The 24309-nt window shown below is 33.9% G+C and carries 21 protein-coding genes and 1 riboswitch; of the genes, 6 read left to right on the forward strand and 15 right to left on the reverse strand.

The features are described from left to right. Nucleotides 1–10: 10 nt before the first annotated feature. Nucleotides 11–194, forward strand: a riboswitch (cobalamin riboswitch). Between the two features lie 144 nt (nucleotides 195–338). The 5 genes from PQF96_RS24955 to PQF96_RS24975 all read left to right on the forward strand — a co-directional run bounded on the left by PQF96_RS24955 (nucleotide 339) and on the right by PQF96_RS24975 (nucleotide 4135). Beyond that, nucleotides 339–1163, forward strand: a complete 825-nt coding sequence (locus tag PQF96_RS24955; RefSeq protein WP_271769415.1) for a (2Fe-2S) ferredoxin domain-containing protein — start codon at nucleotides 339–341, stop codon at nucleotides 1161–1163. Beyond that, a complete protein-coding gene (locus PQF96_RS24960; protein WP_271769418.1) occupies nucleotides 1153–1965 on the forward strand; it encodes an NAD(P)-binding domain-containing protein in 813 nt (270 codons plus the stop codon). The genes PQF96_RS24955 and PQF96_RS24960 overlap by 11 nt, the downstream gene beginning before the upstream one ends. Nucleotides 1966–1967: 2 nt before the next feature. Continuing rightward, a complete protein-coding gene (gene cobA, locus PQF96_RS24965; protein WP_143915735.1) occupies nucleotides 1968–2690 on the forward strand; it encodes a uroporphyrinogen-III C-methyltransferase in 723 nt (240 codons plus the stop codon). Nucleotides 2691–2761: 71 nt separating this feature from the next. Further along, nucleotides 2762–3700 carry a sirohydrochlorin chelatase gene (locus PQF96_RS24970; RefSeq protein WP_271769422.1) on the forward strand — a complete coding sequence of 313 codons (939 nt, stop codon included), beginning with the start codon at nucleotides 2762–2764 and terminating at the stop codon, nucleotides 3698–3700. A 33-nt stretch (nucleotides 3701–3733) separates the two neighbouring features. Next, entirely contained in the window at nucleotides 3734–4135 is a 402-nt protein-coding gene (locus PQF96_RS24975) for an HIT family protein (RefSeq protein ID WP_271769425.1), read from the forward strand. A gap of 93 nt (nucleotides 4136–4228) precedes the next feature. Here the strand turns inward: PQF96_RS24975 and PQF96_RS24980 are convergent, their stop codons facing one another. The 4 genes from PQF96_RS24980 to PQF96_RS24995 form a co-directional block, all read right to left on the reverse strand. Then, the gene (locus tag PQF96_RS24980) at nucleotides 4229–5530 is read right to left on the reverse strand and encodes a serine hydrolase domain-containing protein (RefSeq protein WP_271769427.1); all 1302 of its coding nucleotides are present in this window, start codon (nucleotides 5528–5530) and stop codon (nucleotides 4229–4231) included. Between the two features lie 94 nt (nucleotides 5531–5624). After that, nucleotides 5625–9371, reverse strand: a complete 3747-nt coding sequence (gene cobN, locus PQF96_RS24985; protein WP_271769430.1) for a cobaltochelatase subunit CobN — start codon at nucleotides 9369–9371, stop codon at nucleotides 5625–5627. A gap of 134 nt (nucleotides 9372–9505) precedes the next feature. After that, on the reverse strand, nucleotides 9506–10837 hold the full coding sequence (locus tag PQF96_RS24990; protein WP_271769432.1) for a cobyrinate a,c-diamide synthase: 1332 nt from the start codon (nucleotides 10835–10837) through the stop codon (nucleotides 9506–9508). A gap of 11 nt (nucleotides 10838–10848) precedes the next feature. Further along, nucleotides 10849–12513 (reverse strand): AAA family ATPase, encoded by a 1665-nt coding sequence (locus tag PQF96_RS24995; protein WP_271769435.1) that lies wholly within the window; start codon nucleotides 12511–12513, stop codon nucleotides 10849–10851. A gap of 748 nt (nucleotides 12514–13261) precedes the next feature. On the opposite strand from PQF96_RS24995, the gene PQF96_RS25000 reads away from it, so the two are divergent. Continuing rightward, nucleotides 13262–14425 (forward strand): response regulator, encoded by a 1164-nt coding sequence (locus PQF96_RS25000; protein WP_109434042.1) that lies wholly within the window; start codon nucleotides 13262–13264, stop codon nucleotides 14423–14425. A 30-nt stretch (nucleotides 14426–14455) separates the two neighbouring features. Here PQF96_RS25000 and PQF96_RS25005 read toward each other — a convergent pair whose 3' ends face one another. Genes PQF96_RS25005 through PQF96_RS25055 form a run of 11 tightly spaced genes read right to left on the reverse strand, consistent with a single transcriptional unit; the run spans nucleotide 14456 to nucleotide 24308 of the window. Beyond that, nucleotides 14456–14773 carry an Hpt domain-containing protein gene (locus PQF96_RS25005; RefSeq protein ID WP_271769437.1) on the reverse strand — a complete coding sequence of 106 codons (318 nt, stop codon included), beginning with the start codon at nucleotides 14771–14773 and terminating at the stop codon, nucleotides 14456–14458. Between the two features lie 48 nt (nucleotides 14774–14821). Further along, on the reverse strand, nucleotides 14822–15532 hold the full coding sequence (locus tag PQF96_RS25010) for a hypothetical protein (protein ID WP_109434040.1): 711 nt from the start codon (nucleotides 15530–15532) through the stop codon (nucleotides 14822–14824). Further along, nucleotides 15529–16626: a cobalt-precorrin-5B (C(1))-methyltransferase gene (locus tag PQF96_RS25015; RefSeq protein WP_271769440.1), complete on the reverse strand. Its 1098-nt coding sequence runs from the start codon at nucleotides 16624–16626 to the stop codon at nucleotides 15529–15531. The genes PQF96_RS25010 and PQF96_RS25015 overlap by 4 nt, the downstream gene beginning before the upstream one ends. Before the next feature lie 3 nt (nucleotides 16627–16629). Continuing rightward, nucleotides 16630–17361, reverse strand: coding sequence for a precorrin-6A/cobalt-precorrin-6A reductase (locus PQF96_RS25020; protein ID WP_271769442.1), 732 nt, complete (start codon nucleotides 17359–17361; stop codon nucleotides 16630–16632). After that, nucleotides 17361–19214 carry a precorrin-4 C(11)-methyltransferase gene (gene cobM, locus PQF96_RS25025; protein WP_271769444.1) on the reverse strand — a complete coding sequence of 618 codons (1854 nt, stop codon included), beginning with the start codon at nucleotides 19212–19214 and terminating at the stop codon, nucleotides 17361–17363. The genes PQF96_RS25020 and cobM overlap by 1 nt, the downstream gene beginning before the upstream one ends. Before the next feature lie 40 nt (nucleotides 19215–19254). Further along, entirely contained in the window at nucleotides 19255–19794 is a 540-nt protein-coding gene (locus PQF96_RS25030; protein ID WP_109434037.1) for a hypothetical protein, read from the reverse strand. Further along, nucleotides 19791–20981, reverse strand: coding sequence for a precorrin-6y C5,15-methyltransferase (decarboxylating) subunit CbiE (cbiE, locus tag PQF96_RS25035; protein WP_271769448.1), 1191 nt, complete (start codon nucleotides 20979–20981; stop codon nucleotides 19791–19793). Before cbiE ends, PQF96_RS25030 begins: the two co-directional genes overlap by 4 nt. A gap of 24 nt (nucleotides 20982–21005) precedes the next feature. Next, on the reverse strand, nucleotides 21006–21668 hold the full coding sequence (gene bluB, locus PQF96_RS25040; protein WP_271769450.1) for a 5,6-dimethylbenzimidazole synthase: 663 nt from the start codon (nucleotides 21666–21668) through the stop codon (nucleotides 21006–21008). A gap of 5 nt (nucleotides 21669–21673) precedes the next feature. Then, complete coding sequence (gene cobJ, locus PQF96_RS25045) at nucleotides 21674–23029, reverse strand: precorrin-3B C(17)-methyltransferase (RefSeq protein WP_271769453.1); 1356 nt, start codon at nucleotides 23027–23029, stop codon at nucleotides 21674–21676. Then, a complete protein-coding gene (gene cobI / locus PQF96_RS25050; protein WP_271769456.1) occupies nucleotides 23026–23718 on the reverse strand; it encodes a precorrin-2 C(20)-methyltransferase in 693 nt (230 codons plus the stop codon). The genes cobJ and cobI overlap by 4 nt, the downstream gene beginning before the upstream one ends. A 2-nt stretch (nucleotides 23719–23720) precedes the next feature. After that, on the reverse strand, nucleotides 23721–24308 hold the full coding sequence (locus PQF96_RS25055) for a cob(I)yrinic acid a,c-diamide adenosyltransferase (RefSeq protein WP_271769459.1): 588 nt from the start codon (nucleotides 24306–24308) through the stop codon (nucleotides 23721–23723). Nucleotide 24309 lies beyond the last annotated feature (1 nt).

The following is a 24309-nucleotide window of genomic DNA, read 5'->3' on the forward strand; positions in this document are numbered from 1 at the left end:
AAAAAAGTATCTTCGCTACTGATTTTATGGTTCTTGTAGTGATATGAGATTAAAAAGGAATTTGGTGAAAATCCAAAACTGTTCCCGCAACTGTAATGCGCTTTAAGAATTACTATCAAAATGCCACTGTATATTATATGGGAAGGCGATAGTAATGCGTAAGTCAGGAGACCTGCCATATAATTATTATATAAACTCTCGGGTAAAGGGTTGGATATAAAAAGATAGATTGGATAATCTTTGTATTTCTTGAAATACGCATATCAAATGATGTGCATATCTTCTCACTATTTTTTTCTTCCTACAACTTTTCCTGTTTTTTATTTACAAATAATACTATGGGAAAAAACATACCAAAAGTAACAACTACCTTTCAATTTTGTGATGGAGGTTCTTGTCAAAAAGCTAAGAGCGAAATAGCAGTGCGAGAAGCAAGAGCATATCTTCGTAATGAAGGGTTGTGGGATAATACACACACCATAAAAACCAGGTGTAACGGTAGATGTGAAGATGCACCTACCTGGATAGTACAACCTGGTAATTTTTGGTATAAAAACTTAACTCCTGAGAAAGCAGTAACTATTATGAAATCTCATACCCAGGAGAATCAACCAACTGAAGAATATCTATTGTATCAGGAAGGATGGTCTGTATTATTAACAGAAAATGAAAAAATAGTATCCCCTCCCGTTTTTAAATGTAAAACTGAAGAGATACATGATGAGATCTTAATAGCAAGAGCATTTGCTTCAGACCAACATTTATATCCATTATTTCAATATTTCTTTCAAACTCCCAGGCCAATAGCAGTGCAAGTTGGAGAAGACTCTATGTTGAATATTGATCAACCTCATCAAGTGGATTATAGTGATAAATACGAAGTAAAAATAACAGGAGAACAATTAAAATTAACATTAGCTATTGCCGGCATTCCTAAAGATATTCCTGAAGAGATAGCAGATCGCAAAGTAAGCGTTGCAGAAGTGATCTGGCTGAAAAAAAAGGCTATCTTTACCAAGGCATTACGTCTTAAAAACAAAAAAGGAAAACATTTGGTGACCATGTGGATAAAAGAAGAAGACAATAAAACTTGGGAGCATATCCTGAAAATATATTTGTCAATGTCACCAGATCACATTAGAATAGTAGAAGATGATTCCTAAAAATATAAGCATATTAGGTTGTGGATGGTTAGGATTACCACTTGCTCTTGATTTAATTTCAAAAGGGAGTACTGTAAAAGGTTCTACAACAACCGCAAGTAAAATTTCAGAATTTCAAGCACAAGGAATTACAGCATTTTTACTGAAGTTAGGTGAAGCCTCTGAAGAAATGTATAAGGATTTTCTTTTAGATAGTGAAGTAGTTATTATCAATTTCCCACCTAAACGTATCCCCAATATCATAGAAATATACCAACAACAGATACAAAGTATACTTCCATACATTTCATCAACCCAGAAAGTTATTTTTGTTAGCTCTACTTCTGTATATCAGAATACAAATGATGAGGTTACTGAGACTATAGAAATTCAACCTGAAAAAGAATCAGGAAGAGCGGTTGCTATTGTAGAACAGCTATTACAAAAAGAATTAAGAGAAAGATTAACAATTATTCGATTATGTGGTCTTATTGGATATGATCGTTTACCTGGGCGATTCCTTGCGAATAAGAAGGAGGTTCAAAATGGAGATGCTCCCATCAATGTTATTCATAGAGATGATTGTATCGGACTTATTAATGCTGTGATAGAAAAAGATGCTTGGGGAGAAATTATTAATGGTTGTGCAGACCATCATCCATTGCGCAAAGATTTTTATACTTTGGCGGCAAACAAAATTAAACTTACCCCTCCAACTTTTGTCAAACAAAAAAACATCGCGTATAAAATTATCTCTAATACGAAGAGTAAAAAACTACTGGAGTATACATATATACATCCTGATCCATTAAAATTAATTTAGAAATGTACCCTGTATCTATTGTTGGCGCCGGTCCTGGAGATCCGGATTTATTAACTGTAAAAGCACATCGACTTATAGAAGAAGCAAATGTTATTCTTCATGATAATTTGGTTTCTGACACAATCATGACTATAAATACAGATGGAGAAAAAATATATGTAGGACGTAAATTTGGAGATACTTCTGATCAAATAGAACGTCAACAAAAAATAAATGAGTTATTAGAAGCAAATTATCTTTTAGGTAAAAAAGTAGTTCGTCTTAAATCAGGAGATCCTTATGTTTATGGCAGAGCAGCTGAAGAAGCAAGATATCTTACATCAAAAAAAATTCCTTTTCAAGTTATTCCTGGTATTTCTGCAGCATTAGCAGCTGCTAATATTTTTAATATCCCAATTACAGAAAGGAATAAGTCTAATGCTATGCTTATTTGCACAGCGCATACCGCAGATTATTCTTTTGAGCAACTCACAGGAATAGCGCATATGCTTAAAGCTGGAAATACAATTTCTATATATATGGGACTAAAAAGCTTACATAGAATTATCCCTAAACTATTAGAGGTATGTAAAGATGATACAATTCCTGTAAATGCGGCATCTAATGTATCCCGCGTTCATCAGGAAATAATCACAGGGACTTTGGGCAGTATAGAAGAACAAATTAAAAATAGCGCATTGCAAATGCCTGTTGTTTTAATTATTGGAGCAAATCCAATTTTATAAGTAAGTTTGTTATTCCAGGGTAGGCTGGAATCCATTTTCGATGTTGTTGAATATTTATTTTAATCAAGTGTATGAAAGAGGGTATATTACTTTGCGGACATGGTAGCCGAAGAAAAGCTGCCATTACTTCATTTAAAAAATTAGTAACTATTTTAAAAGATCGTTATCAAAATGATTATGAAGTTGATTATGGTTTTTTAGAATTTAATCATCCTACCTATGAAGCCGCCGTAGAACGTATGTATCTTAATGGAATTCGAAAAATATATGCGCTCCCGGTTATTTTATTTGCAGGATCCCATGCAAAAAATGATATTCCTTATGAACTCAATACTATACAAGGATATCACGAAGATTTAACCATTACCATGGGGAAACACATAGGTGTGAATTCATTTTTACTGGATCTTGCTGTGAAGCGAATTCAGGAAACTGAAGCCACATTAATTCCAATGGATAGAAAAGAAACCTGTTTGGTTGTTGTTGGTAGAGGTACAACTGACCCAGATGCAAATAGCGATGTATGTAAACTAACCAGTATGCTGTGGGAAGGAATGGGATTTGGGTTTGCTACCACAGCATATAGTGGTACTGCATATCCAAAGGTTGATGAATCTCTGCAAATGATTGAAAAGCTAGGTTTTAAACGTACGATTGTCATTCCTTTTTTCTTTTTTACCGGAGTTTTGTTAGAGCGTATTTATGGTCATGTGACCGATATGAATGAAACCTCTGATCAAGAATATGTGTATACTGCTCCTTTTGGTACTGATGAATTATTGATGAAGGCTTTTGATGAGCGGTTGGAAGAAGCCAAAACAGGAACAGCCTTTATGAATTGTCAACTCTGCAAATATCGAAAACAAGTAGTAGGGTTCGAACAAGATTATGGCAAAGAACAAGTGGGGCATCATCTTAATGTAAAAGGAATTCTTTTTGAGGAAGACGAAAAACCAGGTGAGGTTAAAAGCTCTTTGGGTAGTAAAATTAAAAAGGTATTGGGGATTTGAGTCATAAAATTTGTACAGTTATATTAAAAACTCATGAGTGATTGTATATTCTGCAAAATTGTAAAAGGAGAAGCCAAATCCTGGAAAGTGTATGAAACAGAGGATACCTATGCTTTTTTTGATATATATCCGGCAACTAGATATCATACTTTGGTCATTCCCAAAAAACATTATACTACTATTTTTGATATTCCAGAGCAAGAATTACGTAGCGTAATTACTTCTGTAAAGAAAGTTGTTAAGCTATTTGAAGAAAAACTAGGAATTCATAATATCCAAATTATTAGCAACTCCGGAGCAGTTGCACAACAAGAAGTATTTCATCTTCATTTCCATATTGTTCCCAGAAAAAGAGGAGATGGTCAAAATATTAAATGGAACAAAGACTCAGAATTAGTAAAAGATTTTGAGGATATGCTGGATAAAATTAAATGAAATCGAAATTGTCGACAGTACGGGGATAATAGAAAAAAAATTTAAAAGTAAAGAACCTATTCTTTACAGCTATTAGTTACTGAATCCTTTAAACTAATATTTATCCATATATATATCTAAGGTTTCCAAAATTTTATTAATTGGTGTTGAAACATCAGGGTTGAGTACAGCATCTTCTAATATATTAGTCATAAAATAATATCCTTTATTTGTAGTAGGGTTAAAAAGACAAGATGTAACAATTCCCAGACCCCCTCCCGAATGCTCAATATTACCTTTGTTATTAATTATCCAAAATAATCCCCCTGTAGTATCCTTTATTTCTTCATGAGTTGCTTGAGGGGTAAATATTTCTTTATAATGCTCTGTTGATAATAATTTCCCTTTTCCATTATACCCTTTAATCATTTCTATAAAATACCTGTTAAAGTCTGAATTGTTTGTTGTTAACTCTCCAGACGCTACAGTTATTCTAGTATAGTTAGGGATTTCTAAATCTTTATTCAAATATAATGTGGCATGGGTATCAGCAGTTATGTTATCTTTTCCCCAACTGGTCGTATTCATTTCTAAAGGTTTAAATATGTATAGGTGGGTATATTCTTCATAAGAAATACCTGTTGCGTGTTCGATAACATATGCTGCTAAATTTGAAGCTATATTACTATATTCATATTTTTCTCCAGGAGCATTCATTGAAAAATTAGAAACGTCATACCATTCGCCATCTATAGCAAGTGCTTTTTCTAAATAGGTAGCATCATCTATATCAACATTTGCTTTTACAAAGTCAAAAAAAGGTTTAGATTCTGGAGGATAAATGGAAAGATCAATTTCAGAAAGATTTTCAAAAATATAAGACCTATAATCTATTTCTTGAACGCCTTTAATTCCTGAAGTATGTGTAGCTAAATGGCGGATTGTGATAGGTTTCTCTAAATAATGTGGATGTTTTACTTCAAAAGGTAAATATTGGTTAATATCGGTATCCAAATCAAGTTTTTCTTGTTCGACAGCTTTCATTAATGCTAACGCAATAACCGTTTTAGAGATGGATGCAATAGCTTGTGTAGTATATTCTGTATATTTTTTGTCTTCCTTTGTATCAGCATATCCAAATGAATTTTGATATAAAACATCATTATCATCTACAATAGATACAGAAAACCCAACTAGAGGTGATGACTTGTATAATTGTTCTAATTCGAGATTTAATTCCTTATCTTTCTTTGAAACGATATCATCTGATTGACAAGATGGAATCATAAAAAGAATAGATAATAGTAATATTACCTGTTGTATCTTTTTTAGGGTATTATCAAACGGAATTGAAGTCCAATTTAGAAATTTAAAACTTAAAGAATTAGTATCGATTTCTTTTAAGAGAAAGTACATGATGATGTTTTTTGATTTATTAAATAACAAATCAATAAAAAACTAAACTTATAAATGAACCAATAGAAGCATTGGTCTACCTTTTTTTTTTAAATTATTCTACAATACCCTCACCTTTAAGATATAAATCTTCTAACTCCTGTTTCATCTCATCTGATGGGTTTTTCCACATGCCACGTTGTATAGCTTCGAGCAGACGCTCACTCATGTCTTTTAATGCCCAAGGATTATTTTGTTGAATAAACTCTTTGTTTTCTGGAGTTAATAGATAACTTTCGGTAATACCTTCGTACATAAAATCATCAATGAGATTGGTAGTCGCATCATAAGCAAATAGATAATCCAAGGTAGCAGCCATTTCAAATGCCCCTTTATACCCATGTCGTTGTACACCTTTAATCCATTTTGGATTAACCACCCGAGATCGATACACTTTTAGTAGTTCTTCTTTTAAGGTTTTTACTTTAGGAGTTTCGGGTCTGGAGTTATCCCCAAAATAAATCTCGGCATCATCTCCTTTTACAGTTTTCACCGCATTCGCCAATCCACCATGAAACTGGTAGTAATCATCACTATCCAAAATGTCATGCTCTCTATTATCTTGATTCTGCATTACGATTTGCATGGCCTGCAATCGATTCTGAAAAGATTCGTGAGCAGACACTCCTTTTTTTGAATTCCCGTATGCATACCCACTCCAGTTAATATATACTTTGGCTAAATCTTCCTGAGTTTGCCAGTTTTTTTCATCAATCACAGCTTGTAATCCTGCTCCATAAGCACCAGGTTTAGAGCCAAACACTCTATATAAAGCTCGTTGCGAAGCTTCTGACTCTGGTAATCCTTGTGTTTGCCATTGTTGTTGCTCTGCTAAAAAACGTTTTCGAATTGGATTATCTTCGATAGGTTCATCTAGATTTGCCAATCGAGTAACTACAGCATTAAAAAGGTTGATCACATCTGGGAAGGCATCCCTAAAAAAACCTGAGATACGCAAGGTAACATCCACTCTGGGTCTTCCTAATGTAATCAAAGGGATGACTTCAAAATCAGTGACTCTACGGTTTACGTTTTTCCAAATAGGGCGAACACCCATCAACGCAAATGCCTGAGCAATATCATCTCCTCCTGTTCGCATAGTCGATGTTCCCCATACAGAAATCCCAATAGTTTCAGGGTAATCACCATTTTCCTGTAAGTATCGATCAATAATCAATTGTGCGCTTTTTTCGCCTAATCGATATGCAGTTTCGGTAGGAATGGTACGCACATCCACAGAGTAAAAATTTCGACCGGTAGGTAATAAATCTAATCGACCACGGGTTGGAGCTCCAGAAGGACCAGAAGGTATGTATTGACCGTCTAATCCAGAGAGTAAAAAGTCTAATTCATCAGTTGTTTTTTGAACTTTTAGTAAGGTGTTAAATTTAATGTATTCTAACATCTGAGCAGTCAGAGGGTATTGTTTTGGGATGTTACTTTCTTCTAAATAAGAAATCAATAATCGTTTTACAATATCTTCTAATTGAGCAATAACCTGACCTGCTGTTTTACAAAATGTACCTTCAATAGTTAGGTTCATCACCTCTGTATATGGGATCTCTAAGATATTTTCTGTAATATTGAAATCTTTGGCTAGTAACTGGGTAATACCTTCCTTTCCATATCCAGGGACACGATGCAAAGCGATTAATAAGTCAATCAACTGTTCGTCAATAGGTGCTTTTCCAAAAATATGCAATCCATCTCTAATCTGTGCTTCTTTCAATTCACATAAATACCCATCCAGCTTCACTAATAGTTCATCCACATCATCAGAAGCAATTCCTAAATCTACATTCAGTTTTGTTTCTTTAACCAGTGTCGCTATTTCTTTTTCTAATGCACGAGATCGTTTAGGATCTAAGGAAGCAGCTTCATAATATTCATCTACCAAATGTTCTAACTTCATCAAACTACCATAACTTTCTGCACGAGTCATTGGCGGAATCAGATGATCTATAATCACAGCTTGATTTCTTCTTTTCGCCTGTGTTCCTTCTCCCGGATCATTAATAATGAAAGGATAAAAATGGGGTAATGCTCCAAATACTGCTGCCGGAAAGCAAGTTTCAGGATCTAATGACACACTCTTACCAGGTAACCATTCGAGGTTACCATGTTTTCCTAAGTGGATCACCGCATCAGTACCATATGTTGTTTGTAACCAAAAATAATAGGCTAAGTATTGATAGGTTGGAGGCAAATCAGGAGAATGGTAAATTGCTTGTGGATCCTGATTATAACCTCTGGAAGGTTGAATACTTACGAAGATATTTCCCAATAAAAACCCAGAAATGATAAACCCTTTTCCTGTATGATATGGGTCCTCTTCTGGTGTTCCCCAATGCTCAGTTATTTTGTTTCTGAGTTCTTCTGATAATGCAGAGAAACATTGTTGAAATGCTGTATGGTCAAATACCAAAGCATGTGGTCTGGTTATTGTTGTGGTTACATCGTTGGTAGTTACTTGTGTGATCCAATGCATTAACTCGGTTCCACTTTTGGGTAACTGTTCTCCTACGTTATACCCTTTCAATTTGAGAGCGTTTAGTAAAACAATACAACTTTCTGGAGTATCTAACCCTACACCATTAGCTAGACGGCTATCTTTATTAGGATAGTTGGGTAAAATAATGGCTATTTTCTTTTCACTATTTTTTTTATACTGTAGTGTTGTCCAATGCTGCACCAATTCTGCCATAAATTCGCAGGCAGGAGTATAGGCTTCATATTTTAGAATAGAACTGTCAGTAAGCGTATCCTTTTCTATTTCTTTTTTAAAAGATACTGCACGGCCTATAATACGTCCGTCAATTTCTGGCAATGCAATATTCATGGCAATATCTGTAGGAGGTAATCCAAAAAGGCCATCCTTCCAAACATCTTTATTAGATGTAGAAAATATAGCTTGTAATACAGGAACTTTTAGATTTTCAAAAATAAAAGTGGATCCATCCATCGGTTTGATGGTAAACCCTGTAGTATTAATAATTGTATGGACTTCTCGCTTCCCAGAATGTGTTATTAATTGCTGCACTTGTTCTACTAGTTTTGCATCTCTTAAGTTACTGGCGAAAACTACAAAAGTATTCATTCCTCGAACATGTAATGCTTCACTCATCTCATGTATTGGAGCTACATTATCAGAAAGATAATGAGTGCGATATGCCAATATCACCACGTTGGGTTTGCCAGTGTCCAAAGAAGTTTCTAAAGCCTCTTGGGTAAGCATTCCTTTATCCGCAGTATATAAGAAAGTATCGACTATTGATTGAGCAGGAGTGATAGTGAGTTGTGCATCAAAAAAGGTATGCCGTAGGTAATTGAAAAGCGCAATAGTATTTTCTTTTCCTCCTTCTTGTAAATATTGCCTGCATTGATGCACAATATGAATATCTGCAGAGGATAATTTCATCAATTCAAAATCGGGTTCATGAGCGGGTAAAAATAGTACAGTATTACCAATTCGTTCTTGCAATGCAACCAGGGATTCTACCAAATATTTATAGTAACTAATGCCTCCTAACATGCTACATACAATTACCTTAGCCTTTTCAAGTACTTCATCCAGATAGGTGTCGATTGTTAATTCTTGTTTAAGATATACCAGGTTGGTCATACGCAAACTTGGCAAGGATTCTCCATCTATTTCGTATAATTGTTTATACGCTTCATTCAGCGTATGAATTTCGGTATCTCCTGCACTTAAAAATACAATATCGCCCGGTTGCTGATCTATATAAAAAATTTCATCATCATTTGGATTCCATCCACCGGGTATGGTTGCGACTAAATGCATAGGTTTTCTTGTTTTAACCCAAACTCTGTATTGGGATTTTGTAATGAAAACCAAATATACAATAAAGAGTGGTGCTCCAAATCTATTTTAATTTGAAAGCGTAGCCAATAGCTACGGTGAGAATCAAAATTGGTTTATGTATCAGTATTTGAAGTAGATTTAGATTGGAATAAAAAACTTAATATAGAATTTGGGTTTATTGCCGCCCAATATAAATGAATATAGCTGGCATATACGTTTTGATAGGTATATATTTTTGTGGGAACTTCTTTTCCTCTTGCAGAAAATACTTTCCCCGTACTAAGAATGGTATCATCACCTGAGACCTTGGAATAGTGAAATTCATGTCCCCATATTTCCAAATCATTCCATACTACTTTTCGATACCCTAAAGACAACTTTTTGCCTTCCATAGAAGTATTCAATGGAAAAACCCCGACCATAGGGTATGCGACTGAATCCTCATCAATAATAGTATTTCCCAAATACATCATCCCTCCGCATTCTGCATAAATCGTAACCCCTCGATCAGCTGCTGCTTTGATCTGAGCTCTCATAGCTGTATTTTTAGATAACTTTTGAAGATGTAATTCTGGATACCCACCTGCTAAATAAATATAATCAGCATCAGGAAGTTTTGTATCGTGTATTGGGCTAAAATAGATGACATTTCCTATCGTTTCAAGCCATTTCAGGTTTTCTAAATATGTAAAACTAAAGGCTTCGTCTTTAGCAATAGCAATCGTTTTTGTTTTAGGAGTTATCTCTTTTACTGGCTTTTCTTTCCTACCATTTTTAGTGTCTTTTATAGATTCTAATAGTTTAGGTATAGAGATGTTATTTGCTATATGAGAAGCTGCTTTCTCAATAACATTTTCAAAAGTATGATCAATATGTAACCCCAGATGACGAGATGGAATAGCAATTTCTTCGTTAGGAGGAATATATCCTAAAGATGGAATTCCAACAACATCACATGCCTCTTTAAGAAAGGCATAGTGTGACTCAGTTTTTACAAAATTAAAAATTACTCCAGCTATATTAACTTCGGGGTCAAATGTTTTTAATCCATATAAAATAGGAGCAATAGTATAAGCCATACTACTCGCATTAACAACAAGAATTACGGGTATGTCTAAAAGTTTGGCAATTTCTGCTGAGCTTCCTTGATCTTTAACAGCACCATCAAACAATCCCATGACACCTTCGATAAGACTAATATCCGTAGCTTGTTGATATTTGTTAAAAATGGATATCACATGCTCCTTTGGCATCATCACCGTATCTAAGTTAATAGCTGGTTTTTTGGCAGCAGTACTATGATGAATGGTATCGATGTAATCAGGTCCGCATTTAAAGGGTTGCACTCTATATCCTTGATTAAGAAACCAACGTAGTATTCCTAAGGTAAGTGTTGTTTTTCCTGAATTACTCCATGGAGCAGCTATTAAAAATGCTTTGGACATTTGTATAAATATTAAAAATCAGAAACTACCGAATAATTGAGTTTTAGTTGCTCTGCTAGTTGTTTGGCTTTACCTAATTTTAAAAAACCACGCTCTGTATCTATAACGGTAGTTTTTGGTATTTTACTAAGGTATGTTTTGTATGTAGTTATAGCATATTGAAATGGGTCTTTAGCTCCTGTATTTGCTTTTCCGTCTGTAAAAATAAATAACTGTGTAGTTTGAATATTCAAAGATCTCAATAATTCATATACTTTAAAAAATGCAGCACCCAAATTGGTTTTTCCACCAGTTTTTAATTGATAATTAGTTGTAACAATTTGCTTAGTATTAGATGTGAATTCTTGTAGAATTTTAGCGGTTGTATTGTGTAACCCCACAATAGCATATTGTATCTTTTGTAGTGGATATGATATTATTGTTTTTTCAATAATTCCTTTTAAATACCCCATTTGGTGATCTAAAGCCATAGAAGTACTGGTGTCGACCAAAAATACAATACGAGCCGTTGACTTTTGAATGAGTTGTTTATAAACAGGGTTAAATATTCCTGTTTTTAAATATGCTTTTACAGATTTTACTATAGCAAGTTCGGTATGTTGTTTTGCAGGATAAGAAGCTAATGAAACGGTATCAAGGGCATCCAATTTTATCTCTTGTTTTTTGTTATTTTTTGGTGCAGAGAATTGCAGGCCTTGTTGTACAGATTCGGGTAATTGAAATTCAGAATTGTTAGATGATTGTTGAGGTGTTGTTTCCTCTTGCGATTGCTCTTTTTCCTTATCATTATTATCGTTAGTACCTGGATCATTTGGTGGCGTATATTCCTTAGCTCTGTGTTGTAAAACGAAAGGAGCAATGATATTTACCATTTCTGAAGTCACTTCTGAGTGATTATGATAAGCCGCATAAGCTCTGGTAGTTTTGAGTAACAAAATATCTGCGCGCATTCCTTCTACCTGGTTAGTAATTGTTAATGCTGCACATAGTTCTTGAACACTTTCAGGAATTTGAATGGTTTGTAATTGCTGTTTTGCTAAAAGGACCTGTTCTTTAATAGATTGTTCTTTTTTTTCAAATTGTTGATAGAATCCAACAGGATCACTATCAAAGGTAAGACGTTGCATTGCTATCTGAGAACGTATTTTTTTGTCTGTAGGGGTTTGAATTGTAACACTCAAACCAAATCGATCTAATAACTGAGGACGTAACGAACCTTCTTCTGGATTCATAGTGCCTACCAGGCAAAAACGACTGTCCATCCATTGGGAGATTCCTTCTCGCTCCAGATGATAACCACCTGTTGCGGATGCATCTAGTAAAACATCCATTAAATAATCATTTAATAGATTAACCTCATCAATATATAAAAAACCTAGATGAGCTTGTGCTAATAAACCTTTATCGACAACGGTTGTTTTTTGATTAATTAAAGCTTCCAGATTAATACTCCCCAGTACTCTATCCTCTGTAGCACCAATGGGTAGATTCACAAATGGAAAATCACTTCCCATTAATTGACTCAATCCACGTACCATGGTTGTTTTAGCGGTTCCTTTATCACCTGTAGCCAGAACTCCTCCTATACTAGGATCTACTAGGTTGAGTAGTAAACATAATTTCAAATCTTCTTGAGCTGGTATTGCAGTAAAAGGATAACTATATTTTGATGGCATCTGTATCTTTATATGAAATGTAAAAATACGGATTTATAACAGTTATGAATTAAGGTTTTTTATAAGTTCAATCATTTAATCTTTCTACAATCTTTGATGGAAAATAATTTATTCCTGTTTTGATAGAACTTTCATCAATTGAAAAGTTTGGTGCATATGGTATAAGCAACACCCTTTTTTCAAAATTAGGCCTCTAAGATAAAAATAAACACACCTGGCACCATACTCTTTCTGAAGAATATACAACATCCATTATTTTTTGAATAGTTCGAATTTTCTTTCCTCTTCTTTTTTGTTAAACAAATTAAATTAAAAAAAAGCTAGAGGACAAACATGACGCTGTTTTTCTGGTTAGCACTTTAAAACCTGGGTATTCTTGGTTAGGAATTTTACCTTTTGTCTTTATTAAGAAATAAATCTTTAAAAATAGATGAGAATTATGATAGAAATAAATTGAAACACATCTCTAATTTTGATTTAAATGCGACAAAAATTAAGAAGTGTTTTTTAAAATATAAATATTTTACAAACTTAATTCCCCAATAATTTCCTATTTTTAGAATAGTTATTACTTTTCTTTGATAACAAAGAGTTAGTTATTTCTTGTCAAAATGTAAACGAATACGGAAGTCGATAAGGTTCGTGTACGTTAAAATCCCCATTTTTCTAATTACCCCTATTTAGTTTTTGAACAACGATATATTCTGTATTAATGTATTGGATGGTTATATCGTAAAACCTACTTTGAATGAAAAAAATTTTGGCAATAGATGATCAACAACTTGTTTTATTATCCTTAGAAAAACATCTGTCTGATATAGGATACACTATTAAATGTGCCAGTGATGGGCAATCCGGATTAGAACTTTTTGATAGTTTTAAACCAGATATTGTAATCGTTGATATTAATATGGATGGAATGTCTGGTCTTGAAGTAATTGAAAATATTCGTCAAGAAAAAAAGTCAGATGTTAAGATTTTGGTGATGTCTGGTAATACCAATGAGGATACTATCGTAGATGGATTTGATCTGGGGATAGATGATTATATGAAAAAGCCATTATCTCTGAATGAAATTTCGGCACGAATAGCGAGAATATTTGGTATAAAATCTAAAAAAAAGTTAGACAATAGTTCTAAAGGTCAAATGTTACAAAGACATTGTGTTGGTGTTGTAATACCTTGTTATAACGAAGAAAAAAGAATTTTAAGTAAAGAATTCATTGATTTTACCCATAGTAATCTAGGATACCATTTATGTTTTGTTAATGATGGAAGTACAGACAATACATTAGAAGTGTTAAAAAAATTATCTGAAGGTAGAGAAGATAACATTAGTGTCTATAATTGTGTTAAAAATGGTGGAAAAGGAGAAGCAGTAAGACAAGGGGTTCTTCATCTTGCCAAGGACTCACAGTTAGACTATATAGGATATTTGGATGCTGATTTATCAACAGATTTTAAAGATTTTGATGATTTGGTTAAAACTATAGAATCTTCCAAGTTTAAAATTGTAAGCGGCTCCAGAATGAGTAGGATGGGAGCAAACATTACCAAAGAGTCAGCACGAAAAATTATCAGTAAAACCATTAATTTGATTATTCGAAATATCTTAAGCATGTCTTTTAATGATACACAATGTGGAGCTAAAATCATGGATAAAGAAATAGCGAATGAAATGTTTCGAGAGAAGTTTATAACAAAATGGTTGTTTGATGTAGAGATTTTTATGAAGATGCGTAAATTTTATGGAAGAGAAAAAGCAATTTCCTATATATGTGAGCAACCTCTTAAACGTTGGATACATGCAGATGGTTCCAAACTATCTATGAAAGATTCTGTGAAAATTGTGGGGCAGCTTGCCCAAATTGCTTATTATTATAACTTTAAAGTCAAATCCAAGGTTAGGTAAGTGGTATGGCTAAAAGGAAATAGGTATAAATTATAGCGTATTTATATATTCTGTGATCACTTGTAGAGTTTTTTCAAAATCTTCCTTTAGATTGTAACTTCCTTTTTTTAAATTGTTTTCATAATCAGTAGCAATTTCATAACTTTTTTCAAGTCCGAGAATACTGATTTTGTGCTTTAATTTATGGACGTCTTCTGCAGCTTTTATAAGGTTTTTATGCTCCAAATTACTGAAGTATTGATCTTTTTCTAACGGGAACTCTTTTTTGATAACATTAAAAATTTTTTCTTCAAAAATTTTATCCCCATTAGATAGCTTATTAATCTCTGATAAGTTTGGTTGTTCCATTGAAGTGATTTTTTGATTAGAACGTGATAAACAAAATTATTTGAATTATTAAAAAAGTACACTTTGTAATACCATCAATCCAACTAGTATAGAAATAATACCAATTACACCATTCATCCATTTAAAAACGGATATATTACGTTCTATAAAACGGCTCATGGTAAAAATAAGGACATAGCTATAGACAGCCATAGAGAAAATAATACCAATAGACTCTACAATTAGGATTAATATTGCATCGGATATAGTATCAGCACTAATAATAAGTGCTGAGGTAAGTGCACCTCCAGTTCCAGCTAACCCATGGAGCATACCGATCCAAAAAGATCGATTGATAGGATTCATAGCTATTTCTTCACCGGTTTTACCATGTAAATGAATAGGGTTATTAGCAAGATGTTCATGGGCTTCTATTTTTTTATGATCAGCCATCATTGCATTGATCTTATGATTTCTACGAATTGCCATTACACCTAGCCAAATCATAATAGGACCAACAGAAAATTCTGCCCAGAAGGAAATACTTTCAACAAAAGTGAGCAACGCCGCTCTAAATACTAGCGCAATTCCACCAAACATTAACAAAGTAACAGAATGTCCTAATGCCCACTGAGATGCTGTAAATACAGTTTTGAAAGATACTTTTTTCTTCTTAATAGCATTTTCTGCTGCCAATACAGAAACCGCGGACATATGATCGGGTTCAAAAGAATGTAATACTCCTGCGATTAGCGGTCGGGCAAGATTCATTATGTTCATAAAGTATATGCTATATGGATTCCATCATTATTGATCAAATATATTTGAAGCTGCACTTTTGGAGCTATTTTCTGACAATGGTAATGGCATCGTTCTATTAGTTTTTGATAAAATTTTTCTTGGGTTGTAAAAGTAAAAATTTCCCTTAGACGTCCTGCCATATTTAGTGATAAAACTTTGTTGGCAATTTCTTTTGGATAGCCTGCTTCTATAGCCAGTTGATGAATGAAGTTTTTATCCCAAGTTGTTTTCCCGCTATGGGTGTTGGTATTACCTTGTGCTAATTTTGCTGCTTTACCTAACATTATACCCATAAATACTTTAGTAATCTGCGGGGATTTGTCAATTTTCTCAAAAGTTTCTTGTATCCAATTACCATAGTGCACACATGAAATATCATCAATTTCAGGAAATAATGCTTTCAACATTTTTTCACTACGTGCCCCCGAATTAATTAACAATTGAGTTTTTCCATTAGCTATGGCAACATCTATTCCTTGTCGAATACTAGCAATGTAAGAGGCAGCAGAAAAAGGAGTCACAATGCCGGTGGTTCCTAAAATTGAAATTCCATGTAAAATCCCCAGACGACTATTAAGTGTTCTTTTTGCTAATTGTTCGCCGTTTTTTACAGATATTGTGATTGTCACACCATTAGTTTCGAGTTGGTAATCAGATAGTATTTTTTTGCAAACGATGCTCATCATTTCCCTGGGTACTGGATTAATAGCAGGTTCTCCTACAGAGATTTCTAACCCGGGAAGTGTTACTAGTCCAACCCCTTCTCCTCTTTTAAAAATAATGTCCCCCGCGGTATTAAGATTGACAGTAGCCATAATCTCTGCCTGATGGGTTACATCAGGATCATCACCAGCATCTTTTATGGTAGAATATGTAGCTTCTTTTTGGGTGAGTGAAACTAACTCAACCAGAAATGTAACCGTTTCCCCAATAGGTAATTGTATTTGTGTTTCTTTGATTTTTTGTTGAGTGACTAAACTTAATAAAGCTGCTTTTGTACAAGCAGTTGCACAAGCTCCTGTAGTATAACCTCTACGTAATGGTTTATCTGGTATGTCTTTTAGTTCTCCCAAAAATTAAGTTACTAACTTGTTTAATTCATCTGCTGTATCAACACAAAGATACCTATTAGAAATTTCTGGTTTTTTTAAAATAACAATAGGAATATTTACAGCAAATGCAGCTTGTATTTTCTCTTCTAATTTTCCATTATTTCCACTTTCTTTGGTGAAAATTACTTCTGGCGCTATTTTAGTAAACAAAGCTATTTCTTCATTTTTAGTTTGTGGATACCCAAATAGTAAATGAGTTATAGGAAAGTTAGTTGCTGTAGCTATTGCTCGGGAAGAATCTCTATCCAAAATTCGAAACCAAGTAGGATGGGTTTTCCAATACATTTTTAACTTTATAATAGTTTGTACTCCAGATAGAGCAAGTAATGATTGATAGTGGTTTTTATTAAAATGATGTATGGCTTCTTCAAAGGTATCAACATAAGAAACAAGTCGATGTAAAGTTCTGGGAGAATGCTTTCTCTGAAAACGTATTAAAGGTAATTCCAGAGAAATATTAGCAATGGTTTGATGTAATTGTATCGCAAAAGGATGAGAAGCATTGATGATATGAGTAATATTCTGTTTCTTACAGAAAGCTTCTAATAACGTTGTAGTCATTTCACCAAATATCGGAATTCCTTTTCCAATATACTCTACTTTGGTTTTAGTAGAATAATAGTATTGAATATCTAGTTCATCCAATGTTTTAGCAACACGTTTACCTTCTGTAGTTCCGCCAAATACAAGTATCATCAGGATTGAATTGTTTTTTCTTTTTTTCTAAAAATATGATGCCATTTATCATCGTACAACCAAGAGCGATTTTTTCGAGCTCCAATAGCTTCTCCTACTACAATCATAACCGTTCTAGTGAGTTTATTTTCTTTAATTATTGTAGTTAACTCTGAAAGTTTACCTGTCCATACCTGCTCATCTGGCCAGCTCACTCGATACAATATGGCTAACGGAGTGTCTTCTGGATAATGTTCTAAGAGTTGCCCCTGTATTTTTTTTGCGATACCCACGCTTAAGAAAATACACATGGTAGCTCTCAATTTTGCCATATCTGCTATTTTCTCATGCTCTGGCATTGGAGTATTACCTTCACCTCTGGTAAGGATAATAGTTTGCGCTATTTCGGGAATAGTAAATTCTGATTTTAGATGCGCTGCCGCAGCCTGAAATGATGAAATCCCCGGAACGATATAATATTCATATCCTTTTTCGTCAAAAATGGTCATTTGTTCTTGTATCGCTCCATAAATTGAAGGATCACCAGAATGTAATCGAACAATGGATTTTCCTTGACCATAATATTGATCTATTATTGCTACTTGTTCTTCTAAGGTCATCGAGGCAGAATTACGAACCAAAGCTCCTTCTTTTGCCATATGAGTTAATGCTTCTGGGACCAAACTACCTGCGTATAAAATACAATCCGCATTTTCTAAAATATATTGCCCTTTTAGAGTTAATAATTCTGGATCTCCAGATCCAGCACCTACAATAGCAATACTAGCTTTACGTTCATATACGCTTAATAAACTAAAAGCATAGGTGAATTTCTTACCTGATTGAGTCAACACTTTTGTTTTTTCTGTAAGCCAAGTTGACTGATCAGCAATCAAAGCAGCTGCTGCTTCAGAAACGCCATATACTCCAACTTTCTTTTTTACTACTTCTGATGGGTTAGCTACGGTAATAGTATTAAGTTCTTCGCCTGAATATGTTATAAATGGGATGTTATATTGTTTTGCAAAATCAAGGTAAGCTTGCTCTTTATTCTTGATTGTTGCAGATCCGATAGCATATACACTTTCTATAGCGACATTTTCTTTTTCTAATGCAGATTCTAATCCCTTGATTAATAATGAAGGTTCTATGTCTTTAGCACAACCACTTCCTATTGCAATACAAGCAGGATAATATGAGATTATTGGAGTTTTACTATCAAAAACTTCATACCCTATATAAATTAGTAACTCGTACTCATTTATATCACAATCATCGAGGTTGTAAAATATGTCAACAAAATCTGGACATGTTTTTTCGAGGTATTGAGTTCCTTTGTCTTTGGTTTTTAGGATCAGTGCAGTTGATTTTCTATTTACAAACAAAGAGATAATTTCATTGGTGCTAATAGAACTTTTTACTTTCCAGCGATATCTTTCTGCAAGTGTATCTAATGCCCATAATTCTTGCAAATCACTCGAAGTAGATATTACAGCTTGTGCATCTAGTATTTTACTTATTTGTTTGGTAACAACATTTGCTCTACCAATATGACCACTTAATACCGACTGGACAAATTTTCCTTGATCATCTATATTAATAACAGCTGGATCTTTAGTTTTGTCCTCAATATGATGTGCTATACTACGAACACAAATACCCAAAGCTCCTATAAAAATCCAAGCATCATAGTTGTGAAAAGAATTTTTCATTAGCTCGGCTACAGAATCAATCTGTTTGATATCCTTACTGGAAGTAGTATCTCTGGTTGTGAGAATTTTGGAACGATAAAACTCTTTTTGTAATGTTTTAGCTATAGATAATCCATGATCTGTAAAACAGAGTATTGCAACTTTTATAATGGGTTCTGACATGCGTATGTTATTAGGACCTTTTAATTGTCAAAGATATTGGTTAAGGATATCTTAGAAAATGTTTATTTAAATTAAATACAATCGAAAATTGATGATTCCTTATTCTAGAAAAAGGGGTGTTATTTGTAGATATATTATATCCATAAAATATATTGGCATCACCAAATATACCTAAACCTATTTTTGGAGTGATTACAATATCATTTATTTTAAAATCTGTTTGATATTTTATTTCTAAGCCTGTAATTAATAATAAAGCACTTGTCTCGTAACCGATTTTTATGCCATAAATATCATTGTTTTGATCAGGCATCCATTCTAAAGCTGCATAATAAGCTTTAGAAAAATAACCTGTATCTCCATATCTGCAGGTATGTAATGCTGCTCCAACTTCAGAATAAAAATCATTTTGTAACCCTGCACCTATACGTACTGAAATTTGCCTTACTGTGGTGAAGTTTCCAGGTTGAAAATGTAGTGTATCTACTTCTTGTTTAAGAACTTCTTTTTTTACAATATCCTGCCCAAAAACTGTATATCCGATTAAAACACAACCCCAGAAGAATATTTTTTTTATCATTTTATTTCCCTTTTGGCTTTTAGTAAGGTAATTGTATTATGTAAATCCAAGCTTATTTTATGAGTATTATTGATACTGTATCCGATTTTTGAACAACCTTTTTTAAACAGTTCTATTGAGTTTTCTTTGACTGTATTAATGACAATATTGGTTTCTGGTTTTAGAAAAGGATGAATTTTGAGAAAGAGTTCTTCTAATTTACCACCATGTCCGCCAATAAAAATAGCATCTGGTTTTGGAAATTGATTAAGGTCTTGTTCAAAAAAATCTCCAATTACTATCTTAACACCAGGAACACCAAAACGTTTCTGGTTTTCTATGATAATACGTTCGCATTCTTGTCTTTTTTCGAAAGCAATGACTTCGAGGTTTGGATTTTTTAGTTTTGCTTCAATACTTATAGATCCGGTACAAAATCCGATATCCCAAAGTATGTTACTATTTATAACCTCTAAAAGATGTAATGTTGTTAGTCGAATAGGCATCTTAGTAATCATATTTGGCCTATTCGTCAAACCTATAAAATCAAGATCCTTTATTCCAAAATCAATAGTACGATGAAATTTCTTTTTGAGTAGCACACAGTTTAATGGATGAAACATTTTTTTTGAAGCTTCTATTAACGTCAACTCATGAAATTGTTCCCGATCCCCTTCAATATCTTCTCCTATAATGATTTCATAATTCGAATAACCATATTCTAACATGCGTTGCGCAATGATGGTCGGAGTTTTTTCTGTATCGGTTAATACACCGATCAATTCTTTTTGCTGAATTAGAATAGCATCAAAAGCATTCCAGTTTCTTCCATGAACACTTACAGTTTGTAATTGATTACTATTTGTATTTGTTGCATTGGCAAGTAGTTGAATTGAACTAAAATACGGTGTGGTTATAATTTTTGCATTAGGAAATTTATGTTGTAATGTGTTTGAGAATCCATAAAATAAAGGGTTTCCAGAGGCAAAAATGACAATAGGTTCGTTTGCTTTTTGATAAGCATTAAATACATCTGCCATTGGTGATGCAATGTGAATCCATTTATGATTTTCTGGAAGTTTGTTTTTGACTAATTTATAATGGCGTTTTCCTCCGCTGAATATTGCAGTGTTAAGAATCACCTGTTGCTGCTCTATCGTGAAACTGGGTGTCTTATTTGCGATACCTATTACATGAAAAATCATCATAATGTCAATATAATATTCTGTAATCTAAGGAGATTTATACTTTTCTTCAAAGACTACGTCTTTTTGGAGTTTTTTGCGATCCCATTTTTTGAGTTCTAATTCAGGTTGATTATAAAACATATCAGTATATCCAAAGCATAAATAACCGATTAATTGATTCTCAGAGGGAGCGTTAAGTACAGTTTTTACTTTTTCAGGATCCAAAATGCTTACCCATCCCATTCCAATATTGAGAGATCTAGCCATGAGCCACATATTTTGTATTGCACAAACTACACTGTATTTTCCCATATTAGGCATGCTAGTTTGTCCTAGTACAGGGCCATCTTTTGGTTTGTAAAATACAGCTATGTTTAGAGGAGATTCTACAATCCCTTCTAACTTAAGTTTGATATATTCTTTTTGTTTTTGGTCTTCAAACAACAGAGCTGCTCGTTGTGTCTCTTCAGAGAAAGTTGCTTTTACTGCTTGTTTTGTGGTTTGATCTTTAATTAATACAAATTCCCAAGGTTGTGAGAAGCCTACAGAAGGAGCTGCAAGCGCTGCATCTAAAATAGTGTCAATAGCGTTTTGAGGAATAGGAGTATTTAGAAAATGATTTCCTCGAACATCTCTTCGATGTGCCAAGATTTCTTCGAGTAACTGTTGCTCTTCTTTAGTAAATATGCGTTGTGGTTGTTCCTCCATAATACTTATAGTTTAGCTTGTTCAAGAGTAAAAGCTGCATTTACAATAGCTGCAGCAAAATTACTTCCTCCTCGTTTTTCTGTAATCAGAGCATATGGGATCTCTGTTATTGTTTTTAATCTTTCTTTAGATTCGATGACATTGATAAACCCTACAGGCGCTCCGATAACTCCTGTTGGAGATAGGGTGCCTTCCTGGATTTGATCCGTGATTTCAATTAATGCAGTTGGAGCATTGCCAATAACAAATAATGCCTTTGGATATTTTTTTGCTGCTAGTTTTATACCAGCTTGTGTTCTTGTTAAGCCTTCTTCTTCAGCTAATTTTAATGTTTCAGGATCATTTAATAAGCATACTACTTTATTGTTATATTTGGAAATATACCCTTTTGTGATACCAGCTTGAACCATAGTAACATCGGTCACAATTGTACCTCCAGCCTGAAGATATTTATGCCAAATTGTTATTGCCTGTTCTGAAGTTTTCAAATACTTGATGTACTCATAATCTCCCGAAGTGTGAATGCATCGTATAGCCGCCCAAAGGGCATCTTTTTCTAGTGTGTTTTGAGGTATATTATTTGTTATTTCAGAAAAACTAGCTTGTTGAATTTCTGATCCCGTTTCTGGTTTCCTGTTTAAATAGCCTCTTGGAGTGATCAAATGATCTCTATAGTTAAACGTTTGACTGTTCCCTATAAGTACTACACAAAACATATCCACATCATTGACATCAAAATCTCCTAAGGTTGTGATCTTGATTTCTTCTTCTGTTCTTCCTAATTGTTTACAGATAGCAACTGGTGTTTCAGTGGAGCGATACTCCAGATAAATACGTTGCAAAGTTTGAAGTTGCCAGTATCGTTTTTTGCTTTTAGGGTTATATAGCCCTGTTACAAAATCACCCATTGCCGCAGCGCGAATACGTTTCTCAATAGTTGTCCATGGTGTCATTAAATCAGATAATGAGATACAACAAAAATCGTGACCTAGTATTGCACCCAGTTTACTCCCTGCTGTAATAAAAGCAGAAATCCCAGGTACTGTTTCTATAGGAATATCTAATGCTTGCTCAGCAACTTTTTGATATACGATAGATGCCATTGCATATATACTAGCATCTCCAGAACCAATCACGACCACATGTTCTCCTTCTAAGGCATGTTGTATTGCAATTTCTGCTCTTTTTTCCTCCTCACTAAGTTCTTTTCCGATGCATAAAGCATCAGGATGAACCAGATGTTGTATGAATTGAAAGTAATAGTGATACCCAATTACTACCGTAGCTTCAGAAATTGCTTGTGTAGCCATCGGGATAATATAGTCTGAATGTCCAGGGCCAAGCCCTACAACTTTGATCATTTTTTAATAATTAATAAAGAGAAATATGGTATTTCTCTATGAGTCAGTGTCGTTAAATCTGTTGTTATATATTCCTGCTTGGTTCCTAAACGTTCACAATAGTAACATTTCCAATCTTTTTTTGCTAATTCTGATTGAAAATTACTCCACCCAGATCTTATTTTCATTAATATCACGGTATCAAACTCTAAAAAATATGTAGTGATTTCTGTGATATGTTTAACTCTGGGGATAACAACTATTTTATCATTGAGCAAACTTAACGGAATCCTATGTTGCGCTGCTCCTAAAGAAAAAGAATTGATTCCAGGGACTAATGATACAGGTAATTGTAAGTTTTGAAGTTCGGCCAATATATAGGAGAAAGAGGCATATAAGCTAATATCTCCTTCACAAACAATGGCTATTTTTTTTCCTGAATGATACGCTTCCTGAATTTCTTTTGCTGTGGAGTCATAAATTTCTGAAGCCTGTTTTCTATCATTCGACATTTTTAAAAAGAAACCTCTTAGTTCTTTGTTTTCTAACTTGTGGTATTTTAGAATAGGAAACACAAAACTTTTTTTTATTCCGTCTGTGATTGATCCGGGATAAAAAATAAGATCTACTTCTTTTAATATTCGTAAAGCTTTTAGGGTAAGGAGCTCTGGATCTCCTGGCCCTAAGGCAATTCCGTATATACTATTCAAAATTATGTCGTTTTTTTCTTTTTTCGCTTATATAAGAAGAGTTGCCATTTTTCTTCTGCAACACCTGCTTTATCCATTTCGGCTCTGGCCATGGTGAAGAACAAATCTGACAATCTGTTAATATAAGCGACTACATATTCTTCTACAGATGCAGGATCTTCGCGCATTAACGTTACCAATCTGCGCTCTCCTCTTCTAATCTGTGTGCGACATACATGGCATAGTGCTGAAATTTCGTTTCCACCTGGTAGTAGAAAATAATCTGAAGGAGAGCTTATTTTAGATTCCATATCATCCATCCATTGTTCGCAAAAATCGGCTCCATCTATAGGTTTTGGATTAGGGTTTTCTTTTTTAGAATCAGAGGGTCTTGCCAAATGAGACATCATATCCATTAAATCCTTTTGGATTTTATGCAAGTTTTGTTGCCATTCATGATCATTGCCTAATTTTGATCGCAGTAACCCGATAGTAGAGTTGGCTTCGTCTAATGCTCCATTACATTCAATACGAGCTGAATCCTTAGATTCTCTTTTTCCTCCAAAAACACCTGTCATGCCAGTGTCTCCTTTTCGTGTATATATTTTCATA

Origin of the sequence: Aquimarina algiphila (genome assembly GCF_947494415.1) — a bacterium.
GTDB classification, from domain to species: Bacteria; Bacteroidota; Bacteroidia; order Flavobacteriales; family Flavobacteriaceae; genus Aquimarina; species Aquimarina algiphila.